This window comes from Lacihabitans sp. CCS-44 (assembly GCF_024343735.1).
Lineage (GTDB): Bacteria > Bacteroidota > Bacteroidia > Cytophagales > Spirosomataceae > Leadbetterella.
This window is the reverse complement of the sequence record NZ_RJUE01000060.1, coordinates 398589-424867: the sequence shown is the minus strand read 5'-3', so window position 1 is coordinate 424867 and position 26279 is coordinate 398589. Positions and strand designations below refer to the sequence as shown.

Annotated in this window: 24 protein-coding genes; 14 read left to right on the top strand and 10 right to left on the bottom strand. The window is 38.2% G+C overall.

All coding sequences use genetic code 11. The features are described 5' to 3' along the window. Positions 1-71: 71 nt before the first annotated feature. The 4 genes from EGI26_RS16070 to EGI26_RS16055 all read left to right on the top strand — a co-directional run bounded on the left by EGI26_RS16070 (position 72) and on the right by EGI26_RS16055 (position 3118). Positions 72-542, top strand: a complete 471-nt coding sequence (locus tag EGI26_RS16070; RefSeq protein ID WP_255080024.1) for a Fur family transcriptional regulator — start codon at positions 72-74, stop codon at positions 540-542. A gap of 22 nt (positions 543-564) precedes the next feature. Further along, entirely contained in the window at positions 565-1845 is a 1281-nt protein-coding gene (locus EGI26_RS16065; RefSeq protein ID WP_255080023.1) for an adenylosuccinate synthase, read from the top strand. Beyond that, positions 1842-2390, top strand: a complete 549-nt coding sequence (locus EGI26_RS16060; protein ID WP_255080020.1) for a hypothetical protein — start codon at positions 1842-1844, stop codon at positions 2388-2390. Before EGI26_RS16065 ends, EGI26_RS16060 begins: the two co-directional genes overlap by 4 nt. 287 nt (positions 2391-2677) lie before the next feature. Further along, a complete protein-coding gene (locus EGI26_RS16055; RefSeq protein WP_255080019.1) occupies positions 2678-3118 on the top strand; it encodes a LytTR family DNA-binding domain-containing protein in 441 nt (146 codons plus the stop codon). Between the two features lie 97 nt (positions 3119-3215). Here EGI26_RS16055 and EGI26_RS16050 read toward each other — a convergent pair whose 3' ends face one another. Further along, positions 3216-6185 carry a glycoside hydrolase family 3 N-terminal domain-containing protein gene (locus tag EGI26_RS16050; RefSeq protein ID WP_255080018.1) on the bottom strand — a complete coding sequence of 990 codons (2970 nt, stop codon included), beginning with the start codon at positions 6183-6185 and terminating at the stop codon, positions 3216-3218. Between the two features lie 223 nt (positions 6186-6408). Between EGI26_RS16050 and EGI26_RS16045 the strand changes: the two genes are divergently transcribed. The 3 genes from EGI26_RS16045 (at position 6409) to EGI26_RS21240 (ending at position 10609) form a co-directional block, all read left to right on the top strand. Next, entirely contained in the window at positions 6409-8025 is a 1617-nt protein-coding gene (locus tag EGI26_RS16045) for an ABC-F family ATP-binding cassette domain-containing protein (protein WP_255080017.1), read from the top strand. 196 nt (positions 8026-8221) lie between these two features. Continuing rightward, positions 8222-9076 carry a lipopolysaccharide assembly protein LapB gene (locus tag EGI26_RS16040; RefSeq protein ID WP_255080014.1) on the top strand — a complete coding sequence of 285 codons (855 nt, stop codon included), beginning with the start codon at positions 8222-8224 and terminating at the stop codon, positions 9074-9076. A gap of 108 nt (positions 9077-9184) precedes the next feature. Next, entirely contained in the window at positions 9185-10609 is a 1425-nt protein-coding gene (locus tag EGI26_RS21240) for an adenosine deaminase (RefSeq protein ID WP_255080012.1), read from the top strand. Positions 10610-10698: 89 nt separating this feature from the next. On the opposite strand, the gene fabG is transcribed toward EGI26_RS21240, so the two are convergent. The 5 genes from fabG to EGI26_RS16010 form a co-directional block, all read right to left on the bottom strand. Then, positions 10699-11433, bottom strand: a complete 735-nt coding sequence (gene fabG, locus EGI26_RS16030) for a 3-oxoacyl-[acyl-carrier-protein] reductase (RefSeq protein ID WP_255080009.1) — start codon at positions 11431-11433, stop codon at positions 10699-10701. A gap of 81 nt (positions 11434-11514) precedes the next feature. Beyond that, positions 11515-12609, bottom strand: a complete 1095-nt coding sequence (gene gcvT, locus EGI26_RS16025) for a glycine cleavage system aminomethyltransferase GcvT (RefSeq protein WP_255080006.1) — start codon at positions 12607-12609, stop codon at positions 11515-11517. Between the two features lie 182 nt (positions 12610-12791). Then, on the bottom strand, positions 12792-13220 hold the full coding sequence (locus EGI26_RS16020) for a GNAT family N-acetyltransferase (RefSeq protein WP_255080004.1): 429 nt from the start codon (positions 13218-13220) through the stop codon (positions 12792-12794). Positions 13221-13252: 32 nt separating this feature from the next. Beyond that, entirely contained in the window at positions 13253-13891 is a 639-nt protein-coding gene (locus tag EGI26_RS16015; RefSeq protein ID WP_255080002.1) for a pyridoxamine 5'-phosphate oxidase family protein, read from the bottom strand. 29 nt (positions 13892-13920) lie between these two features. Then, positions 13921-14340 carry a GNAT family N-acetyltransferase gene (locus tag EGI26_RS16010; protein ID WP_255080000.1) on the bottom strand — a complete coding sequence of 140 codons (420 nt, stop codon included), beginning with the start codon at positions 14338-14340 and terminating at the stop codon, positions 13921-13923. A gap of 83 nt (positions 14341-14423) precedes the next feature. Between EGI26_RS16010 and EGI26_RS16005 the strand changes: the two genes are divergently transcribed. Continuing rightward, complete coding sequence (locus EGI26_RS16005; RefSeq protein ID WP_255079999.1) at positions 14424-15899, top strand: PLP-dependent aminotransferase family protein; 1476 nt, start codon at positions 14424-14426, stop codon at positions 15897-15899. Between the two features lie 389 nt (positions 15900-16288). Then, positions 16289-16477 (top strand): hypothetical protein, encoded by a 189-nt coding sequence (locus EGI26_RS16000; RefSeq protein WP_255079997.1) that lies wholly within the window; start codon positions 16289-16291, stop codon positions 16475-16477. A 219-nt stretch (positions 16478-16696) separates the two neighbouring features. Here the strand turns inward: EGI26_RS16000 and EGI26_RS15995 are convergent, their stop codons facing one another. After that, entirely contained in the window at positions 16697-17977 is a 1281-nt protein-coding gene (locus EGI26_RS15995) for an NAD(P)/FAD-dependent oxidoreductase (RefSeq protein ID WP_255079996.1), read from the bottom strand. A 208-nt stretch (positions 17978-18185) separates the two neighbouring features. Here EGI26_RS15995 and EGI26_RS15990 point away from each other — a divergent pair, with 208 nt between their 5' ends. From EGI26_RS15990 to EGI26_RS15975, 4 genes are all read left to right on the top strand, one after another. Further along, the gene (locus EGI26_RS15990; protein ID WP_255079994.1) at positions 18186-19010 is read left to right on the top strand and encodes an SGNH/GDSL hydrolase family protein; all 825 of its coding nucleotides are present in this window, start codon (positions 18186-18188) and stop codon (positions 19008-19010) included. Positions 19011-19072: 62 nt separating this feature from the next. Continuing rightward, positions 19073-19789, top strand: coding sequence for a glucosamine-6-phosphate deaminase (locus EGI26_RS15985; protein WP_255079992.1), 717 nt, complete (start codon positions 19073-19075; stop codon positions 19787-19789). Positions 19790-19798: 9 nt separating this feature from the next. Further along, complete coding sequence (gene arfB / locus EGI26_RS15980) at positions 19799-20212, top strand: alternative ribosome rescue aminoacyl-tRNA hydrolase ArfB (protein ID WP_255079991.1); 414 nt, start codon at positions 19799-19801, stop codon at positions 20210-20212. Positions 20213-20387: 175 nt separating this feature from the next. Further along, entirely contained in the window at positions 20388-20744 is a 357-nt protein-coding gene (locus tag EGI26_RS15975; RefSeq protein ID WP_255079990.1) for a protease inhibitor I42 family protein, read from the top strand. A 59-nt stretch (positions 20745-20803) separates the two neighbouring features. Here EGI26_RS15975 and EGI26_RS15970 read toward each other — a convergent pair whose 3' ends face one another. Together EGI26_RS15970 and EGI26_RS15965 are read right to left on the bottom strand one after the other, a co-directional pair. After that, the gene (locus tag EGI26_RS15970; protein WP_255079989.1) at positions 20804-22228 is read right to left on the bottom strand and encodes an amidohydrolase; all 1425 of its coding nucleotides are present in this window, start codon (positions 22226-22228) and stop codon (positions 20804-20806) included. 61 nt (positions 22229-22289) lie between these two features. Beyond that, on the bottom strand, positions 22290-22841 hold the full coding sequence (locus EGI26_RS15965) for a YqgE/AlgH family protein (protein ID WP_255079988.1): 552 nt from the start codon (positions 22839-22841) through the stop codon (positions 22290-22292). A gap of 105 nt (positions 22842-22946) precedes the next feature. Between EGI26_RS15965 and EGI26_RS15960 the strand changes: the two genes are divergently transcribed. Then, entirely contained in the window at positions 22947-24032 is a 1086-nt protein-coding gene (locus EGI26_RS15960; protein ID WP_255079986.1) for a Gfo/Idh/MocA family protein, read from the top strand. A gap of 52 nt (positions 24033-24084) precedes the next feature. On the opposite strand, the gene EGI26_RS15955 is transcribed toward EGI26_RS15960, so the two are convergent. Continuing rightward, positions 24085-26175: a beta-galactosidase gene (locus EGI26_RS15955; protein WP_255079984.1), complete on the bottom strand. Its 2091-nt coding sequence runs from the start codon at positions 26173-26175 to the stop codon at positions 24085-24087. Positions 26176-26279: the final 104 nt, after the last annotated feature.

Here is a 26279-nt window from a genome sequence, read left to right as displayed (position 1 = left end):
TTTTCTACCATTAAAACCCTTAATTTTGCATTTTAAAAATTACCTAAGACGCAATTGGGCTCACAAACGCTATGGTATTAGAAAATAACAAAAATTTTCAAGCGGCTAAGCAGATTTTTACGGCTTACCTTGAAAACAAACAGTTGAGAAAAACCCCCGAAAGGTATGCTATTCTTGAAGAAATATACAACAGAGGCGACCACTTTGATGTAGAGGACTTGTATATTTCGATGAAAAACAAAAAGTACCAAGTAAGCAGAGCCACGGTGTACAATACCCTTGACTTGTTGGTAGAATGCGACCTAGTAACCAAGCACCAATTTGGTAAAAACCTTGCCCAATACGAAAAATCTTATGGGTTTAAGCAGCACGATCACCTAATATGTATGGACTGCAACAAAGTGAAGGAGTTTTGTGACCCAAGAGTTCAAAATATCCAAAATATGGTGGGTGATTTCCTAAATTTCGAAGTGATGCATCATTCTTTGATCTTTTATGGAAACTGCAAAAACGCTGAATGCGAAAATCGAGTAAAGAATTAATACTAAAATATAACGTAAATTAATGGTTGACATTTTATTGGGACTTCAATGGGGCGACGAGGGCAAAGGGAAGATTGTGGACGTTTTGGCTCCTGATTATAAAGTAGTTGCACGTTTTCAAGGCGGACCAAATGCTGGGCATACGCTTGAGTTTGATGGTAAAAAACATGTTTTACACCAAATTCCATCAGGAATATTCCGTGATGACTGTATAAATATTATTGGAAATGGGGTGGTATTGGACCCAATCATTTTCAAGAAGGAAATTGATGGCTTGGCTTCTTATAACATTGATTTTAAGAAAAACCTGTTCATTTCTAAGAAAACAGCCATCATCATACCTACGCATAGACTCCTTGATGCCGCCTATGAGCAAGCCAAAGGAAGTGCGAAAATTGGCTCAACATTGAAAGGAATCGGACCAACTTACTCCGACAAAGTATCGCGTCAAGGGTTGAGACTTGGAGATATTCTTTCTGTAAATTTTAAAGAAAAATATCAAAAACTCGTAAATAGCCACAAGCAAATTTTAGACTTTTACAAGTTTGAATATACTTTGGAAGACACCGAAAAAGAGTTTTTTGCTGCTTTAGAATTCATCAAAACCTTCAACTTGGTAGATGGAGAGTATTTGATAAATAGCCAATTAGCTGAAAAAGGCACAAAAGTATTGGCCGAAGGGGCTCAAGGTTCATTACTTGATATCGATTTTGGTTCTTATCCGTTTGTAACAAGCTCAAGCACCACTGCAGCCGGCGTTTGCTCAGGTTTGGGTGTAGCCCCTTCGAAAATAAACGAAGTGTATGGCATCTTCAAAGCATACTGCACTAGAGTAGGTTCTGGCCCATTCCCAACGGAATTGTTGGAAGAAACTGGTGAGAAAATGCGTAAAGAAGGAAGAGAATTCGGAAGCACAACTGGCCGTCCACGCAGATGCGGATGGATGGATCTACCTGCTTTGAAATATTCTATTATGCTTAATGGCGTTACTCAGTTGGTGATGATGAAAGTAGACGTACTCAATATTTTTGATGAAATCAGTATTTGTACACACTACGAATTGCCCGACGGCAGCACTACAGAAGAGCTTCCTTATGATATTTGTGATGTTGAAGTAAAACCAATTTACAAAACATTCAAAGGCTGGAACTGCTCACTGGAAAATATTACAGATTTTGACAAAATGCCAGAAGAGTTAAAAGCTTACACGGCCTATATAGAAAAAGAAGTTGGTGTGCCTGTAACTTATGTTTCTACTGGCCCAGATCGCACAGCCACGCTTACGAGAGCATCTGGCTTATGAACAAACACTTAGCAGGTTATTTATTTGCTGGAGAAACTATCTTCGGCATAAAAACAGCAGATTCGACTTTACACGAAAGTGTATCTGTCGAATCTGCGGTTAAACCTGTGATAGAGACGCCTAAACCTGTTGTAGTTACTACTATCCCAAAAGACGTTACCCCTAGCAATGTTGAAGTTTCACCCAAAGTGGTGCATTCAAATAAAAGTTTGATTATTGTTACAAATTCACTTTCAGAATCAGAAAGAGAGCTTTTATCCAAAATATTGATTTCTGTAAAACAGCATATTGAAAATGCTGAAATAGTAGAATTATCCAAGAATCCAGATACACGACTTTCAAATTATGCCTCCGCCAAAGAAATTATAAGCTTCGGCATTGGAATGAGTAAGTTAGGAAACGACCTGTTGCTTTTCCCTTATCAAAGTCAACAGCATCAGAATGTTAGGTATCTTTTGGTAGACGATTTACCCGCCATTCAATCAAATCAAAAAGACGAAAAAAGATTGCTATGGGCGGCTCTGAAAAGCATGTATCAAGTGTAATATTCTCCCGTTGTTCTCCTTCCAAAATCATAATTAGACGACAATTTATGTCGCTCATTTTCTCCATTTAGCCTTTTAATAATTATTGAAAGATGCCAAAACCGAAAACGGTACCGTTTAATGGTTTTTTTAAAACAATCCCCGTCACTTATCCGAAATTCTCTGCCATTTATCGAATTACATTATGATTAGTAGAAAAGCAACACCAATATTGCATCACTAATGATAATTAAAGCTTTCCTGCAAAACAAGAAAAAAACATGAAACTACTTTATTCAAAACCTTTGATGACAAGTAATCCGATGAGATTACCATCTATAGGGGTTCTGTCTACCGAGACAGAAATGCAAATGCGTGTTGCCGGCAAAAGAAAGCTTATTGACCTGAACGATATAGTTTATCTTAAAAGTGCAAAGAACTATACCATTTTTAAACTTAAAAGTGGCAAAGAAGTGATAAGTTCTAAGACTCTCGGTCTGTTTGAAGAGGAGTTGAAAGGTGTGTCAAACTTTGTTCGCCCTCACAGATCTTATATCGTTAATTTTGACTTTGTTAAAGACCTATTGTTCAACTGTCGCGGTGGCGAGTTATTTATGGACAATGAAATTATTAATATCTCTCGTAGAAAAGCTGCCGACTTTAGAAGGCACTACAGGCGTTTTTTAACCGCTTCTGGTAAAAACGTGAGTTCTACGATAAAGATGAAGACTAAACTGAGAGTGTCTTGATAAAAGCACTTAGACGTTAATTTTTACTTTTTGGGTTACAAACAATGAAGCGTTGCTGTGCGACGCTTCATTTTTCATTTATACTCTTTCAGGTCTTTTATTCAATTATTGATTCATAAACGATGTCATGAATCCTTTTTCTTGTTTTGTTTTTAATAATCTTATTGTTTTCTGAAGAGGGAAACACCCTATTCGACAAAAAGATAAATATAAGCTCTTTCTCTGGGTCAACCCAGGCTGCTGTTCCGGTGAAGCCCGTGTGGCCATAAGTAGACTCTGAGGCATACTGAGACACGCTTGGGTCATCTTTTATCGGTTTATTCCAGCCGAGCCCTCTATGACTCACTGCAGATTGTTTTGAAGTAAAATAGTCAATTGTATTCTCAGAAAAATAGCGGGTATCTTCATATTCTCCTTTGTTGAGATTCATTTGAAAAAGCTTCGCCAAGTCCCAAACATTACTAAATAGGCCTGCATGGCCGGCAACACCACCCAAAAGTGCAGCATTGGGGTCATGAACGGTTCCTTTTATCTGTGAATTTCTGAAGTCAGTCGTTGTTTCTGTTGGAGCAATATTTGTTGTATTTTTTTTGTCTAAAATATTGAAGCCTGTATTGTACATCCCCAATGGTAAGTAGATTTTGGAATCAACATAAACATCCAAACTTTGTCCTGAAATTTTTTCTACGATATGTTGCAAAATAATTAAGCCTAAATCTGAATAAAGGTATTTTTTAGAGCCTCCCGAAGGTACTAAAGCACTGTTGGCAATCCACTGAAAAACTGAATCTTTTATCGCAGGTTTTACAAAAAGACTATCAGATACTTTTAGAAGGGATTTATCTCCGTTTTCCTTTTTAAAATACTTCGGGTTAAGGTTGTTAACATTGTCTTTTGTGTTGTCATAAAATGGAATAAATGCCTTTAGACCCGCCTGATGAAGCAGAATGTCCCTTATTGTAATATCTTTCTTGTTTGTCTTTGACAATTCAGGCAAATAGTGAGACGCTTTTAGATTTATATCTATTTTTTTCTGATCATAAAGCATCATTATTGCTTGTAATGTGGCCGTAACTTTGGTGAGAGAGGCCAAGTCAAACAATGTCTGGCCATCAACGGGTTCATCACCACCATATTTAAGATTTCCGAATGACTCATAATAAACCACTTTCCCTTTTCTTGCCACCAAGATTTGACAACCCGGAAATTCTTGATTGGAAATACTATTGTTTGCTATCAAACGAATTTGATTCAACTTGCTTACATCCATACCCACCTCTGAGGCAATACCCCAGCCTATTCTCCCCAGTGACTCACTATTGATACCAAAATTAACCTTGCCGTCTAATGCAAGAGTATTCACTGGTATTTTTCCTCTAGCCCCATCAATGCCAAAAATAATATTAGCCACTGCAATGTGGGCTTCTGGTTCGTCTTCAAAACCACAAATTACCGTTTCAAACTCATCGAATAATTTCAAACTATAAGGATTCCCAAATACACAAACAATTACTTTCGTCTGTTTTTGAAGTTCTCTGATGATTTTAATAGTTTCTGGAACAACGCCAAAGTTTCTACTATCTAGATTGTGCATTCCATGTACGCCAACAATAACTAAATCCTTTTGTGCTACTTGTTCAACAACCCAAGTCCAGTCGCTTGACTTTGAAGGCTTAAAAGGAATATTATAATTGGCTATATTGGAATAGTTTGACATTGTTTTTTGAAAAACATTGTCTTCTTTTCCTGCAATTGATAAAGAGGCATAAGCGACATTTTGAGAATTCGCCAATGGAAGCAACCCGTCTTCGTCCTTAACTATTGTGCTTGCTTGGTCAAATATCTTTTGGGTGATATCTTTTGACTTTTGATTGTTTAGGTCTGCAAGGAGGTTTTTAAGGTCCACTGGCTTATATTTATTAAGTCCCACCCAGTATTTAGACATCAAAATTTTTCTTACTTTATGATCAAGGTCAGCTACTAACAAGGTGCTATCAAGAAATTTCTTGTGTAAAGTCTCATAGGCAATATCTATATTTCCAGTTTGCAAAAGTAGATCATTCCCTGCTTGAAAAGCCTTAACCTCCGCCAACCCTGTTGGAAAGTATTTTAATAACCCCCTCATGTTAAGGGCATCAGTTACCACCAAACCATTAAAATTCATTCCTTTTTTTAGGTATTCGTTAATGATTTTTCCTGAAACACTCGCGGGCGTATTCGGAGAGTCATCGAGCTGGGGAACATGCAAGTGTCCAATCATTACGCTGGCTATGCTATCTTCAATCAACGCTCTGAATGGCATCGTTTCTACTTCGTTTATGTGCTTAAAGGTATGATTAAGAACAGGTAAAGCATAATGAGAATCTTCGCCCGTGTCTCCATGACCTGGAAAATGTTTCGCACTGCCCATAACGTTGGCCTTTCTGAGTCCTCTGGCATATGCCAAAGAAAGATTTGTTACGTTAGCCACCGACTCTCCAAATGAACGAAAGTTGATAACTGGGTTTTTGGGGTTAGAATTAATATCCACATCTGGAGCAAAATTGATATGAATACCCAATCTTTTACATTGTTTCCCTATCTCAAAAGACATTTTTTCTATTAAGTCTACATCACCAGTAGCACCCAATGTAATTGCTTTTGGAAAAGAGAAAGCATCATCCAATCTCATGCCTAAGCCCCACTCTCCATCAATACCAATAAGCAGTGGCGTGGTGGCGGCATTTTGATATCTATTGGTTAATTCAGCTTGTTTTAATGGATTTCCTTGAAAAAAAATAACTCCTCCCAAATGGTATTTCCTAATTTGTTCTTCTACTCGCCTGTAGTCATTTTCATTTCTGTTGGTAAAGGCTGAAATCATAAATAGCTGACCAATCTTTTGCTCTAACGACATTGTCGCCAAAACACTATCTGCCCATAAAATTTGTTTTTGCTTAAAATCAACCGGTTTTTCTATTTTTAAATCTTCTGCTAGTCGTTTAAGGGGATGGTTGGCAGACGTGAAAAGTGTCCAAATTCCCAGAAGTATAGAAATTGTTCCAAAAAAAGAATGGGATTTTTTCATTGATAAAGAGGTTTCGAATTACAAAAAAGCACTTTTTCTCAAAGAATTAAAAATTTTTAATGGGACAATAACCCAAATGGTCTCTCAAAAGGCAGTTTAAGAAGATAGAATTGCCCTTTTTCACGAAGAATATATATATTTTTCAGAGTACCTATAATTTTCGTAAATTTGCGGCTCGGTTTGGGGTCTTGTTGATTTCAAACGCCCAATTAATACAAAAAATATGCTGACTGTTTCTAATCTTTCGCTGCAATTTGGAAAGCGAGTTTTGTTTGAAGATGTAAATTTAAAATTTGTACCCGGTAACGTATATGGTCTTATAGGAGCAAACGGTGCTGGGAAAACCACTTTCGTAAAAATCCTTTCGGGTGAGTTAGACCCTACCTCGGGTAGAGTTGGGTTGGATCCGGGCGAAAGAATGTCGGTTTTAAATCAAAATCAGAACGCCTTTGACGAGTTCACTGTACTTGACACAGTTTTACGAGGAAACGAAAGGCTATATGAGGTAATGCTTGAGAAAGATGCAATATATTTAAAGCCTGATTTTAGTGAGGAAGACGGTAACAAAGCGGCAGAATTAGAAGGTGAATTTGCCGAAATGAACGGTTGGGAGGCTGAATCTGATGCTGGTTCTTTGCTTTCAGGTTTGGGGGTAACCGAAGACCTCCATTATTTGTTGATGAAAGACATCAACCCAACCGAAAAAGTTAAGGTTTTGTTGGCTCAAGCACTTTTTGGAAATCCGGACGTTTTACTTTTAGATGAGCCTACCAACAACTTAGACATTGAGTCCATATTGTGGTTGGAAAATTTCTTGATGAACTTCAAAAACACTGTAATAGTAGTGTCGCACGATAGACACTTTTTAGATAACGTTTGTACTTATGTGGCTGACTTAGACTTTAAAAAAATATCGATCTATGGTGGAAATTACTCGTTCTGGTATGAATCTAGCCAATTAGCCGCTCGCCAAAAGGCTGACCAAAACAAGAAAGCTGAAGAGAAGAAGAAGGAGTTGGAGGACTTTATCCGTCGTTTTTCTGCCAACGTAGCCAAGTCTAAACAAGCCACTGCACGTCAGAAAATGATTGAGAAGCTAGATATTACGGCCATTCAACCTTCGTCAAGACGTTATCCGTTTATTGGATTTAAGCCCGAAAGAGAAGTGGGCGACCAAGTATTACAAGTGGACAGTATGAGTTACAAAAATGAAGAAGGCGTTTATCTTTTCAAAGACGTGAGTTTTTGGGTAGGAAAAAACGACAAGATTGCGTTTTTGAGCAAAGATGGACAGGCCGTATCGGCATTTTTTGACGTTTTGAGTGGTAAAAAACAAGCTACAGAGGGTGGATTTAAATGGGGTGTAACCATCACTAATGACTATCTACCAAATGATAACTCTGATTATTTTTCAGACAGCAGCATGATTTTAGTAGACTGGCTAAGACAATATTCTACAGAAAAAGACGAATCATTTATTCGAGGATTTTTGGGAAGAATGCTCTTTTCGGGCGAAGAAGCACTGAAAAAGAGTTCGGTACTTTCAGGAGGAGAAAAACAACGTTGTATGTTTTCCAAAATGATGCTTTCTAACTCCAATGTCTTGATATTTGACGAACCAACCAACCACTTGGATTTGGAGTCGATTCAAGCACTAAACAAAGGTATGGAAGACTTTGACAGCAATATATTGTTTGCTTGCCATGACCACCAACTGACCAACTCCGTGGCCAACAGAATCATAGAAATCGGGCCGAAGGGCTGTTTGGACAAAATGATGACTTTCGATGAATTCCTGACAGACGAAAGAATAAAAGGACAGAGAAAAGAGATATATTAAGCTTTAAAATCAATACCTTTAGCCACTCAATTTATTGGGTGGCTTTTTTTGTTTTCATAGTTTTTAAGTTGCTAGTTTTAAGTGTTTTCTGAGTTGAAAAAATTTGGCACGAAAATTTCAAAGAATATTATTAAAAATTAAATAATTTTTGAAAATTAGCGTTTAGTTTATGCTTTTAAGAAAAAATAAGGCCTTGGTGAAAAAGATAATATTGATCGGTGTTTGTTCTGGCTTGAGTATTGGAGTATTTGCTCAGCAAATGGTACTCAAGTCGCAGACCGTAGGAAACAATTCCTTGGTAAAAAATACTGGTTTACCTATTGAAAAAAAAACGCCTTCTAACTCTGCTCTGACAAAAACTAAACAAGAAGTACCGACCACTCTTGAAACTACAGCTGAGGTTGTGATAGTAAACAAAACTGCTCCAGCGGGTGTTGACATCAATTTTGTTCCGCTATTCGGTGGTTTCACCAAGACAGAATCTCAAGAAATCGACGACCACATGTTTCTTTCAGATTGCGACAAACAGTTTAAATCTAGGACGGAAGGAAGCGAGTTTTTTTCTAAAATGGGCTGGGATTATCTTGCTGATGGCGACAAAAACACCGCCATTCATCGGTTCAATTTGTCTTGGTTGCTGAGTCCTGAAAACGTTGATGCTTATTGGGGCTTGGGAGTGATAGAGTTTCAAACTGCTAATTTTCCGAATGCCATAAAGCTCATGAACAAGGGCTTAGAAATTTCAAAAGAATCGAATTATGTACTGATGGTTGACTTGGCCACTGTTTATATAAAAACAGCACTTAACAACCCAAACTCAATGATAGAAACGGCAAACGCACGCAACCTACTCTCGAAATCGTTGGAAATTCAACCCAAATATACCCCTGCTTATATGCAGCTTACTTTGGTAAATATCATAGAAAACAAGCTAGATGAAGCTTGGGGAAGTTTCCATCAAGGGTATGATCTAAATACCAAAGAGGTGAATTTTGAAATATTGACAGAACTTTTGAAAAAAAAGGGAGATCCCAAGGGTATTTTTAAGTGAAATTGTCTAAGTAATTCTTTTCTAAGAAATCCTTCTTATTACAAAAAACAAAAAAATCCGTAACTTGCAGAGAATTTAAACTCAAGTTTAAACTCAACAATCAGCCAAGTGAAGAAATTATTCATCCTTTTCGTTTTCAGTTTTTTTTCTGCCAAAAGTCAATCTCTCGATGTTCAATTTGACCAAATCCGTGATAATACTGCCAAACTAAGGGCATTCTTTTCGGCTATGCCCAAAGGCGGAGATTTGCATCACCACTACGATGGCTCTATTTATACCGAAACATTTATTGATTATGCCGTAAAGAATGATTTTTGGCTCAATATCAGTACTTTAGTTGTTCAAAAAGAGTTTTCTGGCAATGTTCAAAAAGATAAAAGCTGGCGAAAAATTTCAGATTTAATTCAGAAAAATGAGTTTGGCGTTTATAAACAAAAGCTTCTGGAAAAATGGTCGAGTAAAGACTTTCATGCTTCAAAAGGCCCCTCCGACGACCACTTTTTTAGCACTTTCGATGGCTTCAGTCCAGCTAAAGACCGAGAGATAGTTTCTGGACTTGGGGAACTAAAAAATAGAGCCTTAAAGGAAAATGTGAGTTATATCGAAACTATGTTTCTGCTGTTTTTCAAAGGAAAAAATGGCAACGAAGTCGATGCTTTTAACACACCCCTTAGAGTTGCTCAAGCCAAGCAAAGTGAGGAGGATTTGGAAAAAATATTGGATGAAATGCATGCCTATTTCATGAAAAACGGGGCAGAGAATCAAGCAAAAATTTATAATGAAGGTTTGGCAAAAATTCATAATTCTAACAAGATTGATGATCAAAACTTCACCCTTCGCTATCAAAATGCAATACTGCGACTTAAACAGCCAGCAGAAGTCTTTGGAGATTTGCTTGTTTGCTATCTAAGCGACCAAGGCAGCCAGCTAATTAATGGTGTGAACATTGTGGGGCAAGAAGATCGTGATGTGGCCATGAATGATTATTGGCTTCACATGCAAATGTACAAATACCTAAACAAGAAGTTTCCGAACACCAAAAACGCACTTCATGCAGGCGAACTGTCACTTGGATTGGTGAAGCCTGAAGATCTGTCTTGGCACATCAATGAAGCCATTTCTGTAGCCAATGCGAAGCGAGTTGGACATGGAATAGACATGCCATTTGAAAAAGATGCTTTTTCGCTTTTGAAAAAAATGAAAGACGAGCAAATTGCAGTAGAAATTAACCTGACGAGTAATGAATTTATTCTGAATGTTAAAAACGACGAGCATCCCATTTCGCTTTATCATCAACACGGTGTTCCTATCGTAATTTCTACGGACGATGCTGGGGTTTTAAGAACCAATCTTACGGAACAATACGTTTTGCTGGCTAAAAGATATCCAGAGTTTTCTTATTCAGAAATTAAGCAGCTGGTTTTCAACAGTATTCGCTTTTCTTTTATTGAAGAGGAAAGTTTGAAAACTTCTATTTTGAAGAAATTGGAAAATGATTTTCTTGAATTTGAGAAAATAGTTTTTGAGAAGTGAAAGAACACGGATTTAACTGATTTGACACGGATAGAATTTCTTTTTCTTTCTACCTTTTTTTATCAACAAATTTATATTTTCTGTCAAACTTACACCATCCCACCATTCACCGAAAGCGTATGGCCATTGATAAATGAAGCCTCCTCTGATGCCAAAAACAGGTATGCATTGGCGATGTCTATTGGTAATCCCATACCTTTTGAAGGTATTTCGGACACCATTTTATCTATAACTTCCTGAGGCATAAGATCTGTCATGTCGGTTTTTATAAAACCTGGAGCTACAGCATTTGCTGTGATATTGTGTTTTCCGAATTCCTTGGCCCAAGTTTTTACCATGCCGATTATCGCAGCTTTTGTGGCCACATAGTTGGTTTGTCCGAAGTTTCCAGAAATTCCGACTATTGACGAAGTGCAGATTATTCTACCATACTTTTGTTCTACCATGTATGGAACCACTGCTTTCGTGCAGTTAAAAACACCAGTCAAATTCACGTCGATTACAGACTGCCATTCGTCATGCGTCATTTTGAGCATGCTTTTGTCACGAGTGATACCAGCATTGTTGATTAAAATGTCTACTTTCTGATGTTGACTGATAATTTCAGCTACCGCCTTTCCTATCGCCTCAGGATCAGTTACTGCCACTTTCATGAACTGACAGTTTCCTCCTGCTTTAAGTATTCCGTCAGCAGTTTCTTGGCCAGCATCAAGTAAATCCCAGATGATGACTGTTGCCCCTTCTTTGGCAAAAAGTTCTGCTGATGCTTTTCCGATTCCTCTTGCTCCGCCTGTGATGACGGCTACTTTATTGTTTAGTTTCATTTAGTTTTAAGGTTGATGTTTTGGAAAACTTTCCAAGTTGGCTATTCAAAGTCCGTGAAGACACAGACTTTGGCGACTATATTACACCCCAGGCTTTACAAAAGGTAATTTCACCACTTGTGCTTTTACCAATTTTTCTCTGATTTTTACAAAAATTTCAGTTCCTACTTTACTAAAATCGGTTTTTACAAAACCCATCGCAATACCCTTATTCAAAGTTGGTGATTGTGTCCCTGAAGAAATTTCGCCAATCGTATTTCCGTCTGCATCACAGATTTCGTAGTGACTGCGAGGTATTCCACGGTCAATCATTTCAAGGCCAACCAATTTTTGCTTTAAACCAACTTGCTTTTGAGCCAACAGGTTTTCACTATTGATAAAACTTTTGGTGAATTTGGTCACCCAGCCCAAGCCTGCTTCAAGCGGCGAAGTAGTATCTGTGATGTCATTGCCATAAAGACAATAGCCCATTTCAAGTCTCAACGTATCTCTTGCTCCCAAACCAATTGGTTTAATATCAAATTCTGCTCCTGCTTCAAATATTTTTTTCCAAACCTCCTCTGCTATTTCATTTGGCAGATAAATCTCAAATCCGCCTGCTCCTGTGTAACCTGTGGCCGAAATTGTAATGCCTTGATGACCCGCAAATTCGCCTTTAACAAAGGTGTAATAGTCCATTGTAGACAAATCGATACTGGTCAGCTTTTGGAGCGTTTCAGTAGCTTTCGGACCCTGAACTGCAAACAAACTCGTTGCATCAGAAAGGTCTTTCATTTCAACGCCAAAAGTATTGTGGCTCGAAATCCAGTTCCAATCTTTTTCTATGTTTCCCGCATTGACGACCAACATATATTCGTTGTCTTGTATTTTATAAACCAAAAGGTCATCTACTACCCCGCCCTCTTTGTTGGGTAAGTATGCGTATTGAATTTTACCATCAAACAAAACTGAGGCATCGTTTGAGGTTACATATTGAATCAAATCCAAAGCTTTTTCGCCTTTCAAATGAAACTCACCCATGTGCGACACGTCAAATACGCCCACGCCCTCACGCACACAACGATGTTCTTCATTGTCAGATGAATATCTTACAGGCATATAAAAGCCTGCAAAAGGCACCATTTTGCCACCAATCGATTCGTGAAAGTCACTGAGCGTTATTTTCTTTGCGTCCATTTATTGATTTTGATTTTTTTTTACAAAGATAATATTTGTTCCTTACGGTTTGTAAATAACCTACTTTTAGCGTCCACTAATTTAAACATCCCTTAGGTATTAATCCGTAAAGACCTTTTTCAAAATCTTTTTTAGAGAAAATCACAAATCAAATTGCGGCTGTTGGGCAACCCTAGTCACCATTACGGACGCAAATGGACATCTGGCCTGTAAATCTCGAGTATAAATGTTGGATTTGTCAATTCTTTAAAACCAAATTGTTGGTACAACCCATGTGCGTCACTTGTATTTAACATTATCCTCCTTAGGTTTTTTATCCATTCCTGATTTGAAATGTGTGAAATCATTTTTTTTGAAACCCCCTGGCCTCGAAACTCCGACAAAACAAAGAAGTCTGCAAACCACCCAAATGTGTGATAATCTGTAATAATTCGTCCAAATCCAACTTGCTTATCATTCACAAATGCCCCTATACAGAATGAATTTTCAAGAGAGTTGTTCACTAAATCAAATGATATCCCTTTTGCCCAATATGACTCATTGCTTAGAAAACGATGTATTTCTTTTATATCCATGTTTTCCTTTCCTGTTTTAATTTTTATGTTATCCATAATTGATTCTGTTATTAAAAATATGATTTAAACTATTGCATATTCTCCAAATGCTCTGGCAACTGAATACCGACACTGTTTTCATCAGCAACTGGTGTTAGTCTTTTGCTTGGAATCGGGATAATTCCTGACCAAATGGGAAGTTCTTTGTCGGCTTCATCGTCATTGGGCATCCCTGTACGCATACGGGCCGATGCTTCTAGTATTTCGAAAGACAAAAGTGTGGTTTTATTGACCTCACTGGCTTTCATAGGACGAAGATAATCCCAACTGTTCGGTACTATTTTCTCTGTCAATTCTTGAAAAAAAGAAGCTTTTTCGTCAAACTCTTCGTGTTTTACTGCATTCGAGAAAATAATAACAGACCGATAATTGACTGAATGATGAAATGCAGACTTCGCCACCACCAAAGAATCGGTGAGCATCACCGAAATACAAACAGGTATTCCAGATTCTATTCCTCGTAAAAAATGGCTGCCCACAGAACCGTGGATATATAACCTATTTTCTTTCCTAACGAATGCTGTTGGGATAGAAAAAGGTTGATTATCAATGGCATAGCTAATGGTGCAAAATAAGGCTTCGTCCAAAATAGAATAGACTAGTTCTTCATCGTATTGTGTACGTTTGGGCATTCTACTCGTGGTAGTACGTGGGGTTTGTTGTATCATAATTTTCTTCGTTTTTAAAAAATTCTAAATCAAATTTCAAGTCTAAAATGATGGTAAACAATCTTCATTCCTTTGTTGAGGTAAAGTCTGTGGGCATCAAATCGTTGATGGCCCGAATCTAAATGAACGGCTGGCAACCCTTCCTCTTTCGCCATTTCTACAACAAAATCAAAAAGTGCTCCAGCGTAACCTTTTCCTCTCGCTTCGGGCAAAGTGCTGAGGTCGTCAATATAGATATACCTACACTCAAAAAGCGTAGTCATGTATCTGAACCCGCAAGCAGAAACGGCTTTTCCATTTTCTTCAATAAAAGCAAGCCGGTAGGATTCTTTTTTCATTTCTGGAACCAAAGAAAGGAATCGATCCAAGGTCAAATGCGGTCGCAAGGCCTGAATAACTTCCAAACATTTCTTTAAATCTTCTTCGGTTTCTGCAAATTTTATTTCCATCGTATTTTTTATTACACCACAAAGCTATACTTTTACTGGCTGACACAAATCGTCCAATATTTATAAAACAAGTAGTCCAATTTATGTTTCCTTTCAAGTCAAATATAACGATTGATAAATCACTAAAAAACCCGATCTATCAGCAAATTTCTCAGCAATTGATGGTTTTGATACGTGATGGAAAACTGTCTTTTGGTCAAAAACTACTCAGCTCTAGGGCTTTAAGCGAAGCCTTGGGCGTTCATCGAAAAACCATTACTCAAGTTTATGACGAACTTATAACTCAAGGATGGCTCGAAACCAAACAAGGAAATGGGACTTTCGTGGCTCAAAATCTACCTGAAATAATCCCACAATTTTTAGAAGAAAATCAAAAAAATCAAAAATCAAAAAGTGCTGGATTTGCATTTGAAAAGAAAGATTTCCTTATCAGAGAAGTGATAAAAGCTACTGACAAACTTCATCTCGACGACGGTTTTCCAGACCCACGATTGGCCCCTTTGGCGGACTTGGCAAGAGCCTATCGCAGTAATTTGATTCTTGGAAATTCTTATCAAAAACTCGGCTATGGTGATACAAAAGGAAGTCTTTGGCTCAGAAAAGAGCTCGCAAAATATTTGAATGAGACTCGAGGACTGAATATCAATGAAAACAATTTGCTCATAGTGAGAGGCACAATAATGGGTTTGTATCTTACCAGTCTGGCATTTATTAAGGCGGGCGATAAAGTGGCCATTGGAGAATCTAGTTGGCAAAGTGCTAATATAAGTTTCCTACAAGCCGGTGCAGAGCTTTTGAAAGTGCCAATCGACGAAAATGGATTAGATGTGGATGCTTTAGAGGAATTATGTAAAAGCCATATCATCCGATTGATCTATATAACTTCGCACCACAACTATCCTACTACCGTCACGCTGAAGGCAGATAGAAGAATAAAGTTGTTACAACTGGCTCAAAAATACAAGTTCATCATCTTTGAGGACGATTATGACTATGATTTTCATTACCAAAGCCGACCGCTCATGCCTTTGGCTAGTGCAGATAACCAAGGCATGGTTTTGTATTCGGGCTCTTTCACCAAAAGCATATCACCTGCCTTTCGAGTAGGATATTTGGTGGCGACAGAAGACGTGATTGAACATTTGGCCCATTATAGAAGAATTATTGACCGCCAAGGCGACAATATGCTCGAAAACGCCATAGCCCAACTTTTGCACGAAGGAATAATCCAAAAACACCTACGCAAAGGCTTGAAAGAATATAAAAACAGACGTGATTTTTTCTGCGAAGAGCTTAAAAGGGTCTTTGGCGAATTGGTTGATTTTCAGATACCTGAAGGCGGAATGTCTGTTTGGGTAAAGTTTGCAGATGAAATAGACATACAGAAAACCACTGAAGTGGCCCTGAAAAATGGACTTTACCTCTCCAATGGCGTTCACCACAATGTAGAATGGAAGATTAAAAACTATACCCGGCTTGGCTTTGCTTCGTCTACTATTGAAGAGTTGAGGGAAGCGGTTGAGGTGTTGAAACGTTCCGTGCAGTTCACTTCGGTTTGACATTTAGATTTCTACTTTGAAAATATATTGTAGAATTAGGTTATTTTTACGACTGAAATTTGTTTCATGAATTAAGAATATTTCTTTCCCACTCGTTAATAGCAGATTTTTAGCCGTCGTAGAGATTTTTGGTTTTACAAACTAATATCGCATAATTGAAACAAATTAAAAAAAACACTGTGTTTCACTTTGCACAAAAACCATAAGTACACATTTGTGTAAGCATGCACTGGGAGAGCTAAAACCAACTGAGAGACTAACAAATTCTACGGTACAATTGGTAAAGTGATTACATCAGAAACAGAAGGGGTTGGTTAGACCATATATAAAGGAATGACACTAGTAAAGTTGAAAATCTTGCAAAAACCACTGAATTAATTCAAGAAAAAATGAAAACTATTTTATTAGGAATTTTATCGCTAATTTTCGGTCTTGGTTTTTATATTTATATGAAAAAAACCACATCATTAAAAGAAAGTGCTGGTCTATCTTGGGTAGCAAATATAAGAGGTTATTGGGCAGCAATAGGAGCAATTTTATTGGGTATTTCAATGATTTATAGAGAATTTGTCAAGTAAGCACGTATTTTACAAAGACCTTTACATTTGCAGTTGTGAAAGAGGTCCATCTCTTGAAGGATATTTCCTTCATATCATTCGCCAATTGACTTAAAAAACAGCAAAATTGAAATAAATGAATATAAAAAACATTTTGTTTTAGTTAGCTCAAAGAGGGAAATACTCGTTTAGAAATGCAAGAACCCTATTCATGGAAATTAAACTGTAAAAAATACTGCCCTACTCCTTAAACCTAGGCTTAATTATCAATCTCAAAGACTGATCATAAGTGATATAACTCCAAAGCCAGTTTATGAATATCAGGATTTTGTTTTTTACGCCCAAAATAGACATCAGGTGTACAAACATCCACACATACCACGCAAATGTGCCTTGGAATTTCCAGAATGGCAAATCCACCACGGCAAGATGTCGGCCAATGGTGGCCATCGAACCTAAGTCTTTGTATTTGAATGGCTTGTGGCTCTGATTATTGATAATTTTGGAAAAATTCGCTGCCAAAAGTTTTCCTTGTTGAATGGCCGGTTGAGCCATTTGTGGGTGACCGTTCGGGAATTCCGAGTCCGCTGTCATTAAGGCCAAATCGCCCAAGGCGAAGATATTTTGAAAACCTTCTACTTGGTTAAATTCGTTTACTTTAATTCTATTTCCTCTAGTAAAAATTTCGGAAGAAAAACCCTCAATTCCATTCGCTCGCACTCCTGCTGCCCAAACCACGTTGTTGGTTCTTATTTTCTCGTCTGTGTTGGTGTAGGCGTATTCCCCATCAAAGTCCACGATTCTCACGCCAGTTCTGATAATTACTCCAAGCTTTTCAAGATATTCTTTTCCTTTTACCGAAGCTTGATCAGACATTACTTCCAAAACTTCTGGTGACGATTCAAAAAGATAGATTTTCATTAAATTGAAGTCCAATTCTGGATAATCTTTCGGCAAAATTATCTTTTTCATTTCTGCCAATGTACCCGAAACCTCCACGCCTGTTGGTCCACCGCCAACTACCACCATGTTCATCAAGCCCTCTCTTTCTAGCGGATCTTGGGTGGTTAAAGCATCTTCAAGGTTTTGCAAAACTCTATTTCTTAAATAAATGGCCTCTGAAACTGACTTCATCGGAATGGCCTTATCTATCATATTTTGCATTCCAAAAAAATTGGTGTCTGTTCCCAGTCCCAAAACCAGATAATCATAAGAAATTTCACCCAAATCTGTCGAAATCGACTGTTTTGTGGCATCCACAGCATTTACTTTCGTAATTCTGATGTGGACATTCGGCATGTGTTGAAATATTTTCCGAAGTGGAAACGAAATAGAACTGGGCTCCAATCCGGCCATCGCGACTTGATAAAACAGCGGCTGAAACTGGTGATAATTATTTTTATCGATTAATACGATTTGGAAATTTTGTTTGGCGATTTTTTGAGCAAATACGAGGCCTCCGAAGCCTGCTCCTACAATTACTACTCTTTTCTGATTGGTTTCTGGTATGTTCGGATTCATATTTTAGTTAAATATTTCGATGATTTTATAGCTTAAAATCTATCTGATATTTCTTTGTTTTAAATGTAACACCTTTGTTTAGAGAACATTTTCGTGAGCAAAAATAGTTTCTTTTGACAAGATTTAGTTTCAAAAACATTTTTATAAAAACCAAAAACAGATTCGAGAATAGTATAAATTTGTTTTCTATTCAAAATCAACCTTTTAAATGAAAAAACTACTCTTCAGTCTCGTCCTTTTTATAGGATTGAGCTCTTTATCTTTTCAAAATATCAAATGGGTAGCCATTGGCGATTCCATTACCTATCTAAACGACCATCCTGAACAAACTGGCAATCGCGTTAAAAAAGGATATTTGACAAGAGTAACCGAAAAACTTCCCCATATTTCTTATGTAAACCAAGGTCATAATGGTTGGACTGCCATTCGAATTGCCGAAAAAATAGAAGATTTAAAAATAGAAAAAGCAGATATTTACACTGTTTTTCTTGGCACAAATGATTGGTGGGGAGGAAAACCGCTCGGTACTTTGGATGATTATGAGAAAAATACGGGAATTGGTACAGTTAATGGAGCTTTCAGAGTAATTCTTGACAAACTCAAAAGTCTGAACAAAGATGCCAAAATTGTCTTAATTACTCCTATGCAGAGAGGTGATTTTGTCTATTTGGCCAACATGAAAAACAATGCTTACGGGTCGTATAAAGACAAAAATGGACAGTTTCTTGAACAATTTGTTGATGCTATAAAGGCAATAGGAAAGGCTGAAAACATTCAAGTGGTGGATTTGTATCACAACAAAAAATTATCTGTTAAAAACGCGGTGAAATACAAACTTCTTAAAGACCCAAAAACAGGATTGAGTAAGAGATATAAGTATCCAGCCTATACAAAAATACCTTTTAATCCTGAAAAAGATGAATATCCATATCCTGAGGATGCCATAGCCATGACTTATGACGGACTTCATCCATCCGACAATGGCAATGAGATTATAGCAAACGCTATAATAAAGGCGTTTAATAAAAAGTGATTTTATTTGGCTAATATTGCCAAACATTTAACAACACAGTTTTGACCCCAAATAATTCAAAAATGCTCTTAGAAGTATTTAGCAATCACGAGGCCCTTTCTCTTGCAGTGGCCAAACACATTTTAGCATTGGTAAGAAATAAGCCAAATGCCACGTTGGTACTTACGTCTGGCAATACTCCCATACTTGCCTACCAAAAATTAACTGAACTGGCCAAAACAGAAGACTTTGATCAGACTTTTATTATCGGCTTAGACGAATGGGTAGGTATTTCGGGCGAAAGTGAAGGCAGCTGTAGGTATATAGTAGAACAAAATCTACTCAAACCTTTGAATATTCCTGAATCGAACTACGCTTTTTTTGATTCCATGACTGAAGATTTAGAATCAGAATGTAAAAGGGTGGACGATTTGATATTTGCCAAAGGCGGCCTTGATTTTATCCTTGTGGGCTTGGGAACAAATGGGCATCTTGGACTAAATGAACCTGGTTCTTCGTTTGATTCCTATTGTCAAGTGACTAATTTAGAAGAAGTTACTGCTATTACTGGGCAAAAATACTTTAATTCGAGTACGCCCTTGACAAAGGGAATAACAGTCGGATTGAAACATCTTTTAGACGCCAAAGAAGCTATGGTAATGGCCAATGGTGCTGGAAAAGCCGATATAATTAAAAGAATGATTTCGGAGGAAATAAACGAAAAACTTCCCGCTACTGTTTTAAGAAAACATAAGGACGGTTTGCTATGGATAGACAAAGAAGCGGCGGCCAATTTGTAATTTTTAGAAATGAAAAATATCGCAAAAATAGATTTCACTGGTGAGGTGGTTTTTAATACTTCAAAAAGTAGTGGAGCCGGAGGCCAAAATATCAATAAAGTCGAAACAAAGGTAGAATTAAGGTTTGATATTAATGCTTCTGCCCTTTTGGACGAAACTGAAAAAGAGAAAATCAGAGAAAAACTCAAAAACCAGATTAACCAAGAAGACGAACTTTTGGTGGTTTGCCAAGAAAGTCGGTCGCAGTTAAAAAACAAAGAATTGGCTCTCAAGAAGTTCAAGGAACTCTTGATATCGGCTCTAACTGTGCCTAAAAAGCGAAAACCAACCAAACCAACACTCGAAAAAATAGAAAAAAGACTAAAAACCAAGAAAGTAAACGCCGAAAAAAAGGCAATGCGGGCAAGGCCTATGCACGACTAGTGCAGCAGGCCGATCCGCCGCCGCCGTAAAGCCGCAATGCATTGCGGCTCAAGCATAGTAACACGCATTGCGGCTCAAGCACAGTAACACGCAATCATTGCAAAAAGCATAGCAACTCAGACACCTCAAACCGTAAAGCCACAATACATTAATAATCAAACCAATAACCAAAACCATGAAAAAAAACCTAATCATCGCCCTCATCACCATCACCACATGGAGCTGTCAACAAAAACATAAACTTATGGGAAAGACCATCAAAATTGGACAAAGTATTACGCATGAATTAGAAGGAAATCCTACAACAGGATACACATGGCAGTACAAAGCCGAAAATCCTGAAATAGTGAAAATATCTGAGGAAATTGTCTCTGAAAATAAAGAAGGTATGGTAGGAACGCCATCGAAGTTTAAATACAGAATAGAAGGTGTTAGTGCCGGTAGTACTCAAATAATATTCACCTACCGAAGATCTTGGGAAACAGATGTTCCTCCTGCTCAATCGGATACTTTGACGGTTAATGTTGAATAGTCTCTGTGATTTTTGCCACTAATACACAAATAAAACGTGTATTAGTGATTGTCTTAAGCCTATTTTCTATAATCTAATGGTGGCTTTCTGTCTCCGGCGAGTGACTTGTATTCAAAGTCTTTGCCTCCACGCATTTTATAAAGTTCTTCTTTCGATTTCTCAACCAAATCTGCGTCTGAAAACAAGTCTTTTGCAGTTAAAGCCATTGTTTTAGCTGCATTTATCATGCCTTTGTGCCCAATACTCATGCCATTACAAGCAACCGCTTGCCAACTATGTGCTGGCACACCAGGCACCCAAGTGGCAGTAGAAAGTCCAGCCGTAGGAACCACCCAACTCACATCACCCACATCTGTTGATGCTGGTGTAGCCAATCCCGAAGTGTATGGTTTTATTTGGTCTGCCGACTCTAGTGTGGCCAAAGAACTTGAGAAAACGGTCTTTCTGATATCCTCAGCAAACTTTTTCTCTTCTGTGGTGAATTTCACTCCTCCTACAATTTCAAGGTTTTTTTGCATGGCTTTAGCTAAAGTTTCGTTAGGTAGCAAATTGTACAAACCCGCCATAATCTCAAAACTCATCTTTGTTTCTGTACCCAAAGCTGCTGCTTGGGCGGCCTTTTGTACTCTATTCCAAACTTCTTCCAAGCCCTTAGCTGATGGGTGCCTGACGGTATATTCCACCATGGCATAGTCTGGAACAATGTTGGAAGTTAAGCCCCCGTTCTTTATCACATAATGAATCCTTGTTTCGGGTGAAATATGCTCTCTCATTAAGTTGACCATGTAATTCATGGCCTCTACGGCATCTAAAGCCGAACGACCCTTTTCTGGTGCTGCTGATGCGTGTGCAGCTAGGCCTTCAAATGTAAAGTTTGTAACTCGGTAAGCCAATGAAGAGTTTGGACTTGCGTTGTTATTATCTCCTGGATGCCAATTGATTACGGCATCTATATCTTTAAAAACACCTGCCTGCACCAAATATGTTTTTCCTCCACCTGCACCTTCTTCGGCAGGGGTTCCAATGAGTTTTATGGTGCCTTTTATTTTGTTTTTTTCCATCCATGCTTTTGTAGAAATAGCTGCAGCCACTGATCCTACCCCGAAAAGATTATGTCCGCATCCATGGCCGTAGCCGTTGAGTGCTTTGGCTTTTCTGGTAGGAATGGCTTCTTGTGAAAGACCCGGCAAGGCATCCATTTCGGCCAAAATACCTATTGTGGGATAACCAGACCCATAAGTTGCCACAAAAGCCGTTGTCATTTCTCCCACACCTTTTTTTACAGAAAACCCATTGGCCTCCAATTCTTTAATCAGCAAAGCAGACGTTTTTTCCTCCAAATAACCAGGCTCAGCCCATTGCCAAATCTGATCAGACATTTGGGTATATTTGGTGAAGTTTTGGTCGAGATGCGACACAATCTCATTTTGAGCAAACAGGTTTCCCGCAAAAATCAAACAAAAAAGAAAGACAACTTTTTTCATAATGCATATTTATTAAAAACTCAATTCTCACAACTCATTCATCACAACTCAACACTCAAAATCAGTTTAACCTAGGATCAACTGGGTAATTGGCCAAAACCTTGTAGTCTCCACCCATCCGTTTTAATACTGTTCGCCAAAATTGATTGGTGTATTCTTCAAACAACACCTCAGAGTTTATGTCTGAAAGAATCCAAGTGTTCTGTGCCAATTCGCTTCCTAACTGACCAGCACCCCAACCCGAATAACCAATAAAAAACCGAATATCTTCTGTTTTTATGGTACCAATGCTCAAAAGACTTTTAACAGATTCAAAATCGCCCGACCAAAAAATTCCATTGCCTAAATCGATAGAATCTTCAATCAAATGACCTAGGCGATGTACAAAATGCAGGGTATTTTGCTCCACTGGTCCTCCAATAAAAAGCGGAAATTCCACATAAATATCATCGACTACGTCTGCAATGGTGTTTTTTGAGACATTGTTTAACACCAATCCAAACGAACCTTCGTCGTTGTGTTCACAAATGAGTACCACGCTTCGTTCAAAGTTTGGGTCTCCCAGAAATGGCTCAGCTATGAGCACTTTGCCCGCATTTGGTGTTTCATTCATGAGGAAATTTTGTATTTTTGGCAAATTAGAAATTTCAAACAAATAAAAAACGATTTTTCGAAATTTATAGAATCAGAATTTTATTTCAACCAAAATAACCTCAAAATGAAAAACAGAAGGGATTTCTTAAAAAGTACTGGTTTGATTGCTGCTTCGGCCGTTTTTTCGCCACATGTATTGCTCAAAGCCACCCAGCCACAAAAGACCAAATTGGGCATAGCATTGGTAGGCTTGGGCTACTATAGCACCGATTTGATTGCTCCAGCATTACTCAAAACCGAACATTGCGAATTAAAAGGCATCGTGACAGGTACACCTTCAAAAGTAGAAATTTGGAAAAACAAATATGGACTAGCCGATAAAAATATTTACGACTACAACAACTTCGACCAAATAGCCAACAACCCCGACATTGACATTATTTATGTCATTTTACCGCCATCAATGCACCGCGAGTTTGTGGTACGAGGAGCGGCTACAGGCAAACATATTTTTTGTGAAAAACCCATGGCTCCCTCTGTGGCCGACTGCCAAGCCATGATAGACGCCTGTAACAAAAACAACGTAAAGCTTTCTATTGGCTACCGTTGTCAACACGACCCAAATCTTCAGCAAGTAATAAAAGTGGCCAAAGAACGACCATTTGGAAAGCCAAAAATGATAAATTCTGCCGCTGGATATTTTGATGGCCGCACCACGCACTGGAAACAAAACAAAGCCTTGGGCGGCGGTGTAATGGGCGATATGGGTGTATATGCACTGCAAGGAGCACGTATGGCTGCGGGCGAAGAGCCTATAAGTGTAATAGCACAAGCCTCCACAACTCGCCCCGAAATATACAAAGAAGTTGAGGAAACGATGATGTTCCAGTTGGAGTTTCCTTCGGGAGCGAAAGCGGCTTGCCAGTCGAGTTTTGGAATAAACATGAACCACCTGCAAGTAAACTACGAAAAAGGTTGGTTAAAAATGGAACCACAAAGCGGCTACGGCAACAACAAAGGCAGCATGTCTGACGGAACAATAATAAACTTTCCATTGCCAAGCCAACAACCCAAACAACTGGACGAAGACGCACTGTCTATCATTGAGAAAAAGCCTATGCTAGTTCCAGGTGAGGAGGGTTTGAGGGATATTAGAGTGGTAGAAGCTATTTATAAATCGGTGAAGAGTGGTGGGGTGGTGAAGATATAATTCTGTATTTATTCTGAGACTCAAAAATTGAGTCTCAGAATAATTCTATGTATCAATCCTCCTCCACAATCAAAACTCCCCAAGCTTCTAAATCTAAGGGGCTGTTAGCAGAAACTACTTTGTTCGAAAGCAATTCTTTCCCCTTTTTAAAAGAATATTGTATTTTCTGTGGTACAGCCGAATAATTAAAGAAATAACGAATGTTTTTACCTTGCTGGTTTACTCCTGATTTTAGGATAATTGGGAAGGCAAATTGTTGTTCTGTTTTCCAAAGGTTGGTTTTTTCGAGCGTACTTTTTACTATTTTTTCGGTCAAGGTTTGGGTAGTCATACAACCTACATAAGTGGCGGTGCCCTTACCAAATTGGTTTTGTGTTACTGCCGCATAAGTTCCCCAAGACGGATGGTCGTAATAGGCCAAAACTTTGGCTGTTGTGGGCGTTATCAACTCCATCCAGGAATTTACCGTGTTTTCTTTTCCTGCACCAAAAGGGTCGCCTTTTAGAGAAATATTTTGAGGAATCGTGAACTGGCTGTACGAAATTCCGCAAGCTTCGTTGATGATACCGGGCTGAATACTGGTTCTTACTTTCACGTTTTCGTCTGAAAACCCACTTTTGAAAGTATAAAGTACATGCCCGCCATCTTTTACGAACTGATTGAGTTTTTTCAATAAATCGTCGGAAGCGGCATATAATGCTGGAACAACGATTAGTTTGTATTTGCTCAACTCCGGATTCTTAGTTCCATCAATAAAATCAGTTCCTACATTCATTTTGTACAAAGCATCGTAATATGGGCGAAGAATATCGTTGTAGTTTTCTCTTGCTCCCCAACCAAAACTGAAAGCATTGAATGCCGTAAGGGCTTCGTTGCTGAACAATATGGCCACCTCGTTGCTTTTCTTCAAATCGATGAGTTTCTCACTCAATCTATCAAAATCTTTTCCAATAGTTTTGGCTTCGTTGTAGGTTGGATTTGGCTCAAAATCGTGGCTTAGCAATCCTTTCCAATACGTCTCGGCAGAGTTGTGGATAGAATGCCAGTGCCAGTATTCGAGCATATTTGCCCCTGATGCCAGATGACTAAAGGCCTGTAAACGCAACTGATTGGGATATGGCACCCATTGTGCAAAACCTTGTGCTTCGGTTTCAATAACAAAAAAGTTTTTGCCCCCTTTCATTGACCGAGTTAAATCGCCACCTAACGAAATTTCTATACCTGTAAGATTGTCTTGTGTTGGGTGATAAATGTCGATTCCAGCCACGTCAAGAGCTTTGGCGGCTGCAAAATGATCCACATCTGGCTGAATTCCATAAGAATACCCTCTCCATTCGAGGTCAAAATTCTGTGTTACAAACTGACTTGGTTTTGCATATTCTTTCACTATTTTGGTTTGCCAAGTCAAATAATCCGTTACGATTTGGCGTTGAAATTTCGAAAATTCTGAGTTCAAACTGGCATTGATTGATGCACTCTGTGTCCCGTTTACAGTAGGAAAATCATCCCAATTGTTGATTCTATTACTCCAATAATCTAACCCAAATTCCTTATTTACAGCATCTAAGGTCTTAAATTTGTCTTTCATGTATTGTACAAATGCCTTTTGTACATTTGGCCCTGCTGTACCATAATGTTTTGTTTCGTTATCTACTTGATAGCCTATTATGGCCGGATGGTCTTTCACGTGTTCCATGATTTTACGAATCACTCGCTCGGCATGAAACCTAAAATGCTCATTCGTAATGTCCATGTTTTGCCTGGCTCCATATTGGTTTTTTCCTCTCGCGGTTGTGGCCAAGATTTCAGGATATTTTTTTGCCAACCATGTTGGAAAAGCATAAGTTGGGGTACCAATAATGACCTTAATGCCGCCTTTGTGCATGGCTGCCAAAACTCGGTCTATGCTTTTAAAATCCCAAACATTGTCTTGTGGCTCCACTGTACTCCAAGTTGATTCCGCAATTCTGACCACGTTTATGCCTGCATCTTTCATCATTGCTACGTCTTTTTCAAGGCGTTCATATGGCATATATTCGTCGTAATATGCTACACCAAAAAGTAGTTTTTCTTTCTGGCCATTTTGTGCATTAACAGCCTGACAAATGATAAGGAATAAGGATAAAATCAAGCGAGTTTTCATTTAATTTCAAGGTTAGGTTTTCGTCTTCAAAAAAAATCCACCAAAATATAAATATATTGGCAACGTAAATTTTGCGATTTTTTTCTAAATCATTGGTTTATTGT

Bases quoted from the DNA above. Each gene is read 5' to 3' on its own strand.
- EGI26_RS16070 (WP_255080024.1), top strand. From the start codon at position 72: ATGGTATTAGAAAATAACAAAAATTTTCAAGCGGCTAAGCAGATTTTT.
- EGI26_RS16045 (WP_255080017.1), top strand. From the start codon at position 6,409: ATGCTGACTGTTTCTAATCTTTCGCTGCAATTTGGAAAGCGAGTTTTG.
- fabG (WP_255080009.1), bottom strand. From the start codon at position 11,433: ATGAAACTAAACAATAAAGTAGCCGTCATCACAGGCGGAGCAAGAGGA.
- EGI26_RS15975 (WP_255079990.1), top strand. From the start codon at position 20,388: ATGAAAAAAAACCTAATCATCGCCCTCATCACCATCACCACATGGAGC.
- EGI26_RS16055 (WP_255080019.1), top strand. From the start codon at position 2,678: ATGACAAGTAATCCGATGAGATTACCATCTATAGGGGTTCTGTCTACC.
- arfB (WP_255079991.1), top strand. From the start codon at position 19,799: ATGAAAAATATCGCAAAAATAGATTTCACTGGTGAGGTGGTTTTTAAT.
- EGI26_RS15990 (WP_255079994.1), top strand. From the start codon at position 18,186: ATGAAAAAACTACTCTTCAGTCTCGTCCTTTTTATAGGATTGAGCTCT.
- EGI26_RS16015 (WP_255080002.1), bottom strand. From the start codon at position 13,891: ATGATACAACAAACCCCACGTACTACCACGAGTAGAATGCCCAAACGT.
- EGI26_RS16005 (WP_255079999.1), top strand. From the start codon at position 14,424: ATGTTTCCTTTCAAGTCAAATATAACGATTGATAAATCACTAAAAAAC.
- EGI26_RS16010 (WP_255080000.1), bottom strand. From the start codon at position 14,340: ATGGAAATAAAATTTGCAGAAACCGAAGAAGATTTAAAGAAATGTTTG.
- EGI26_RS15955 (WP_255079984.1), bottom strand. From the start codon at position 26,175: ATGAAAACTCGCTTGATTTTATCCTTATTCCTTATCATTTGTCAGGCT.
- EGI26_RS16020 (WP_255080004.1), bottom strand. From the start codon at position 13,220: ATGGATAACATAAAAATTAAAACAGGAAAGGAAAACATGGATATAAAA.
- EGI26_RS15995 (WP_255079996.1), bottom strand. From the start codon at position 17,977: ATGAATCCGAACATACCAGAAACCAATCAGAAAAGAGTAGTAATTGTA.
- gcvT (WP_255080006.1), bottom strand. From the start codon at position 12,609: ATGGACGCAAAGAAAATAACGCTCAGTGACTTTCACGAATCGATTGGT.
- EGI26_RS15965 (WP_255079988.1), bottom strand. From the start codon at position 22,841: ATGAATGAAACACCAAATGCGGGCAAAGTGCTCATAGCTGAGCCATTT.
- EGI26_RS16060 (WP_255080020.1), top strand. From the start codon at position 1,842: ATGAACAAACACTTAGCAGGTTATTTATTTGCTGGAGAAACTATCTTC.
- EGI26_RS15985 (WP_255079992.1), top strand. From the start codon at position 19,073: ATGCTCTTAGAAGTATTTAGCAATCACGAGGCCCTTTCTCTTGCAGTG.
- EGI26_RS15970 (WP_255079989.1), bottom strand. From the start codon at position 22,228: ATGAAAAAAGTTGTCTTTCTTTTTTGTTTGATTTTTGCGGGAAACCTG.
- EGI26_RS15960 (WP_255079986.1), top strand. From the start codon at position 22,947: ATGAAAAACAGAAGGGATTTCTTAAAAAGTACTGGTTTGATTGCTGCT.
- EGI26_RS16000 (WP_255079997.1), top strand. From the start codon at position 16,289: ATGAAAACTATTTTATTAGGAATTTTATCGCTAATTTTCGGTCTTGGT.
- EGI26_RS16065 (WP_255080023.1), top strand. From the start codon at position 565: ATGGTTGACATTTTATTGGGACTTCAATGGGGCGACGAGGGCAAAGGG.
- EGI26_RS16050 (WP_255080018.1), bottom strand. From the start codon at position 6,185: ATGAAAAAATCCCATTCTTTTTTTGGAACAATTTCTATACTTCTGGGA.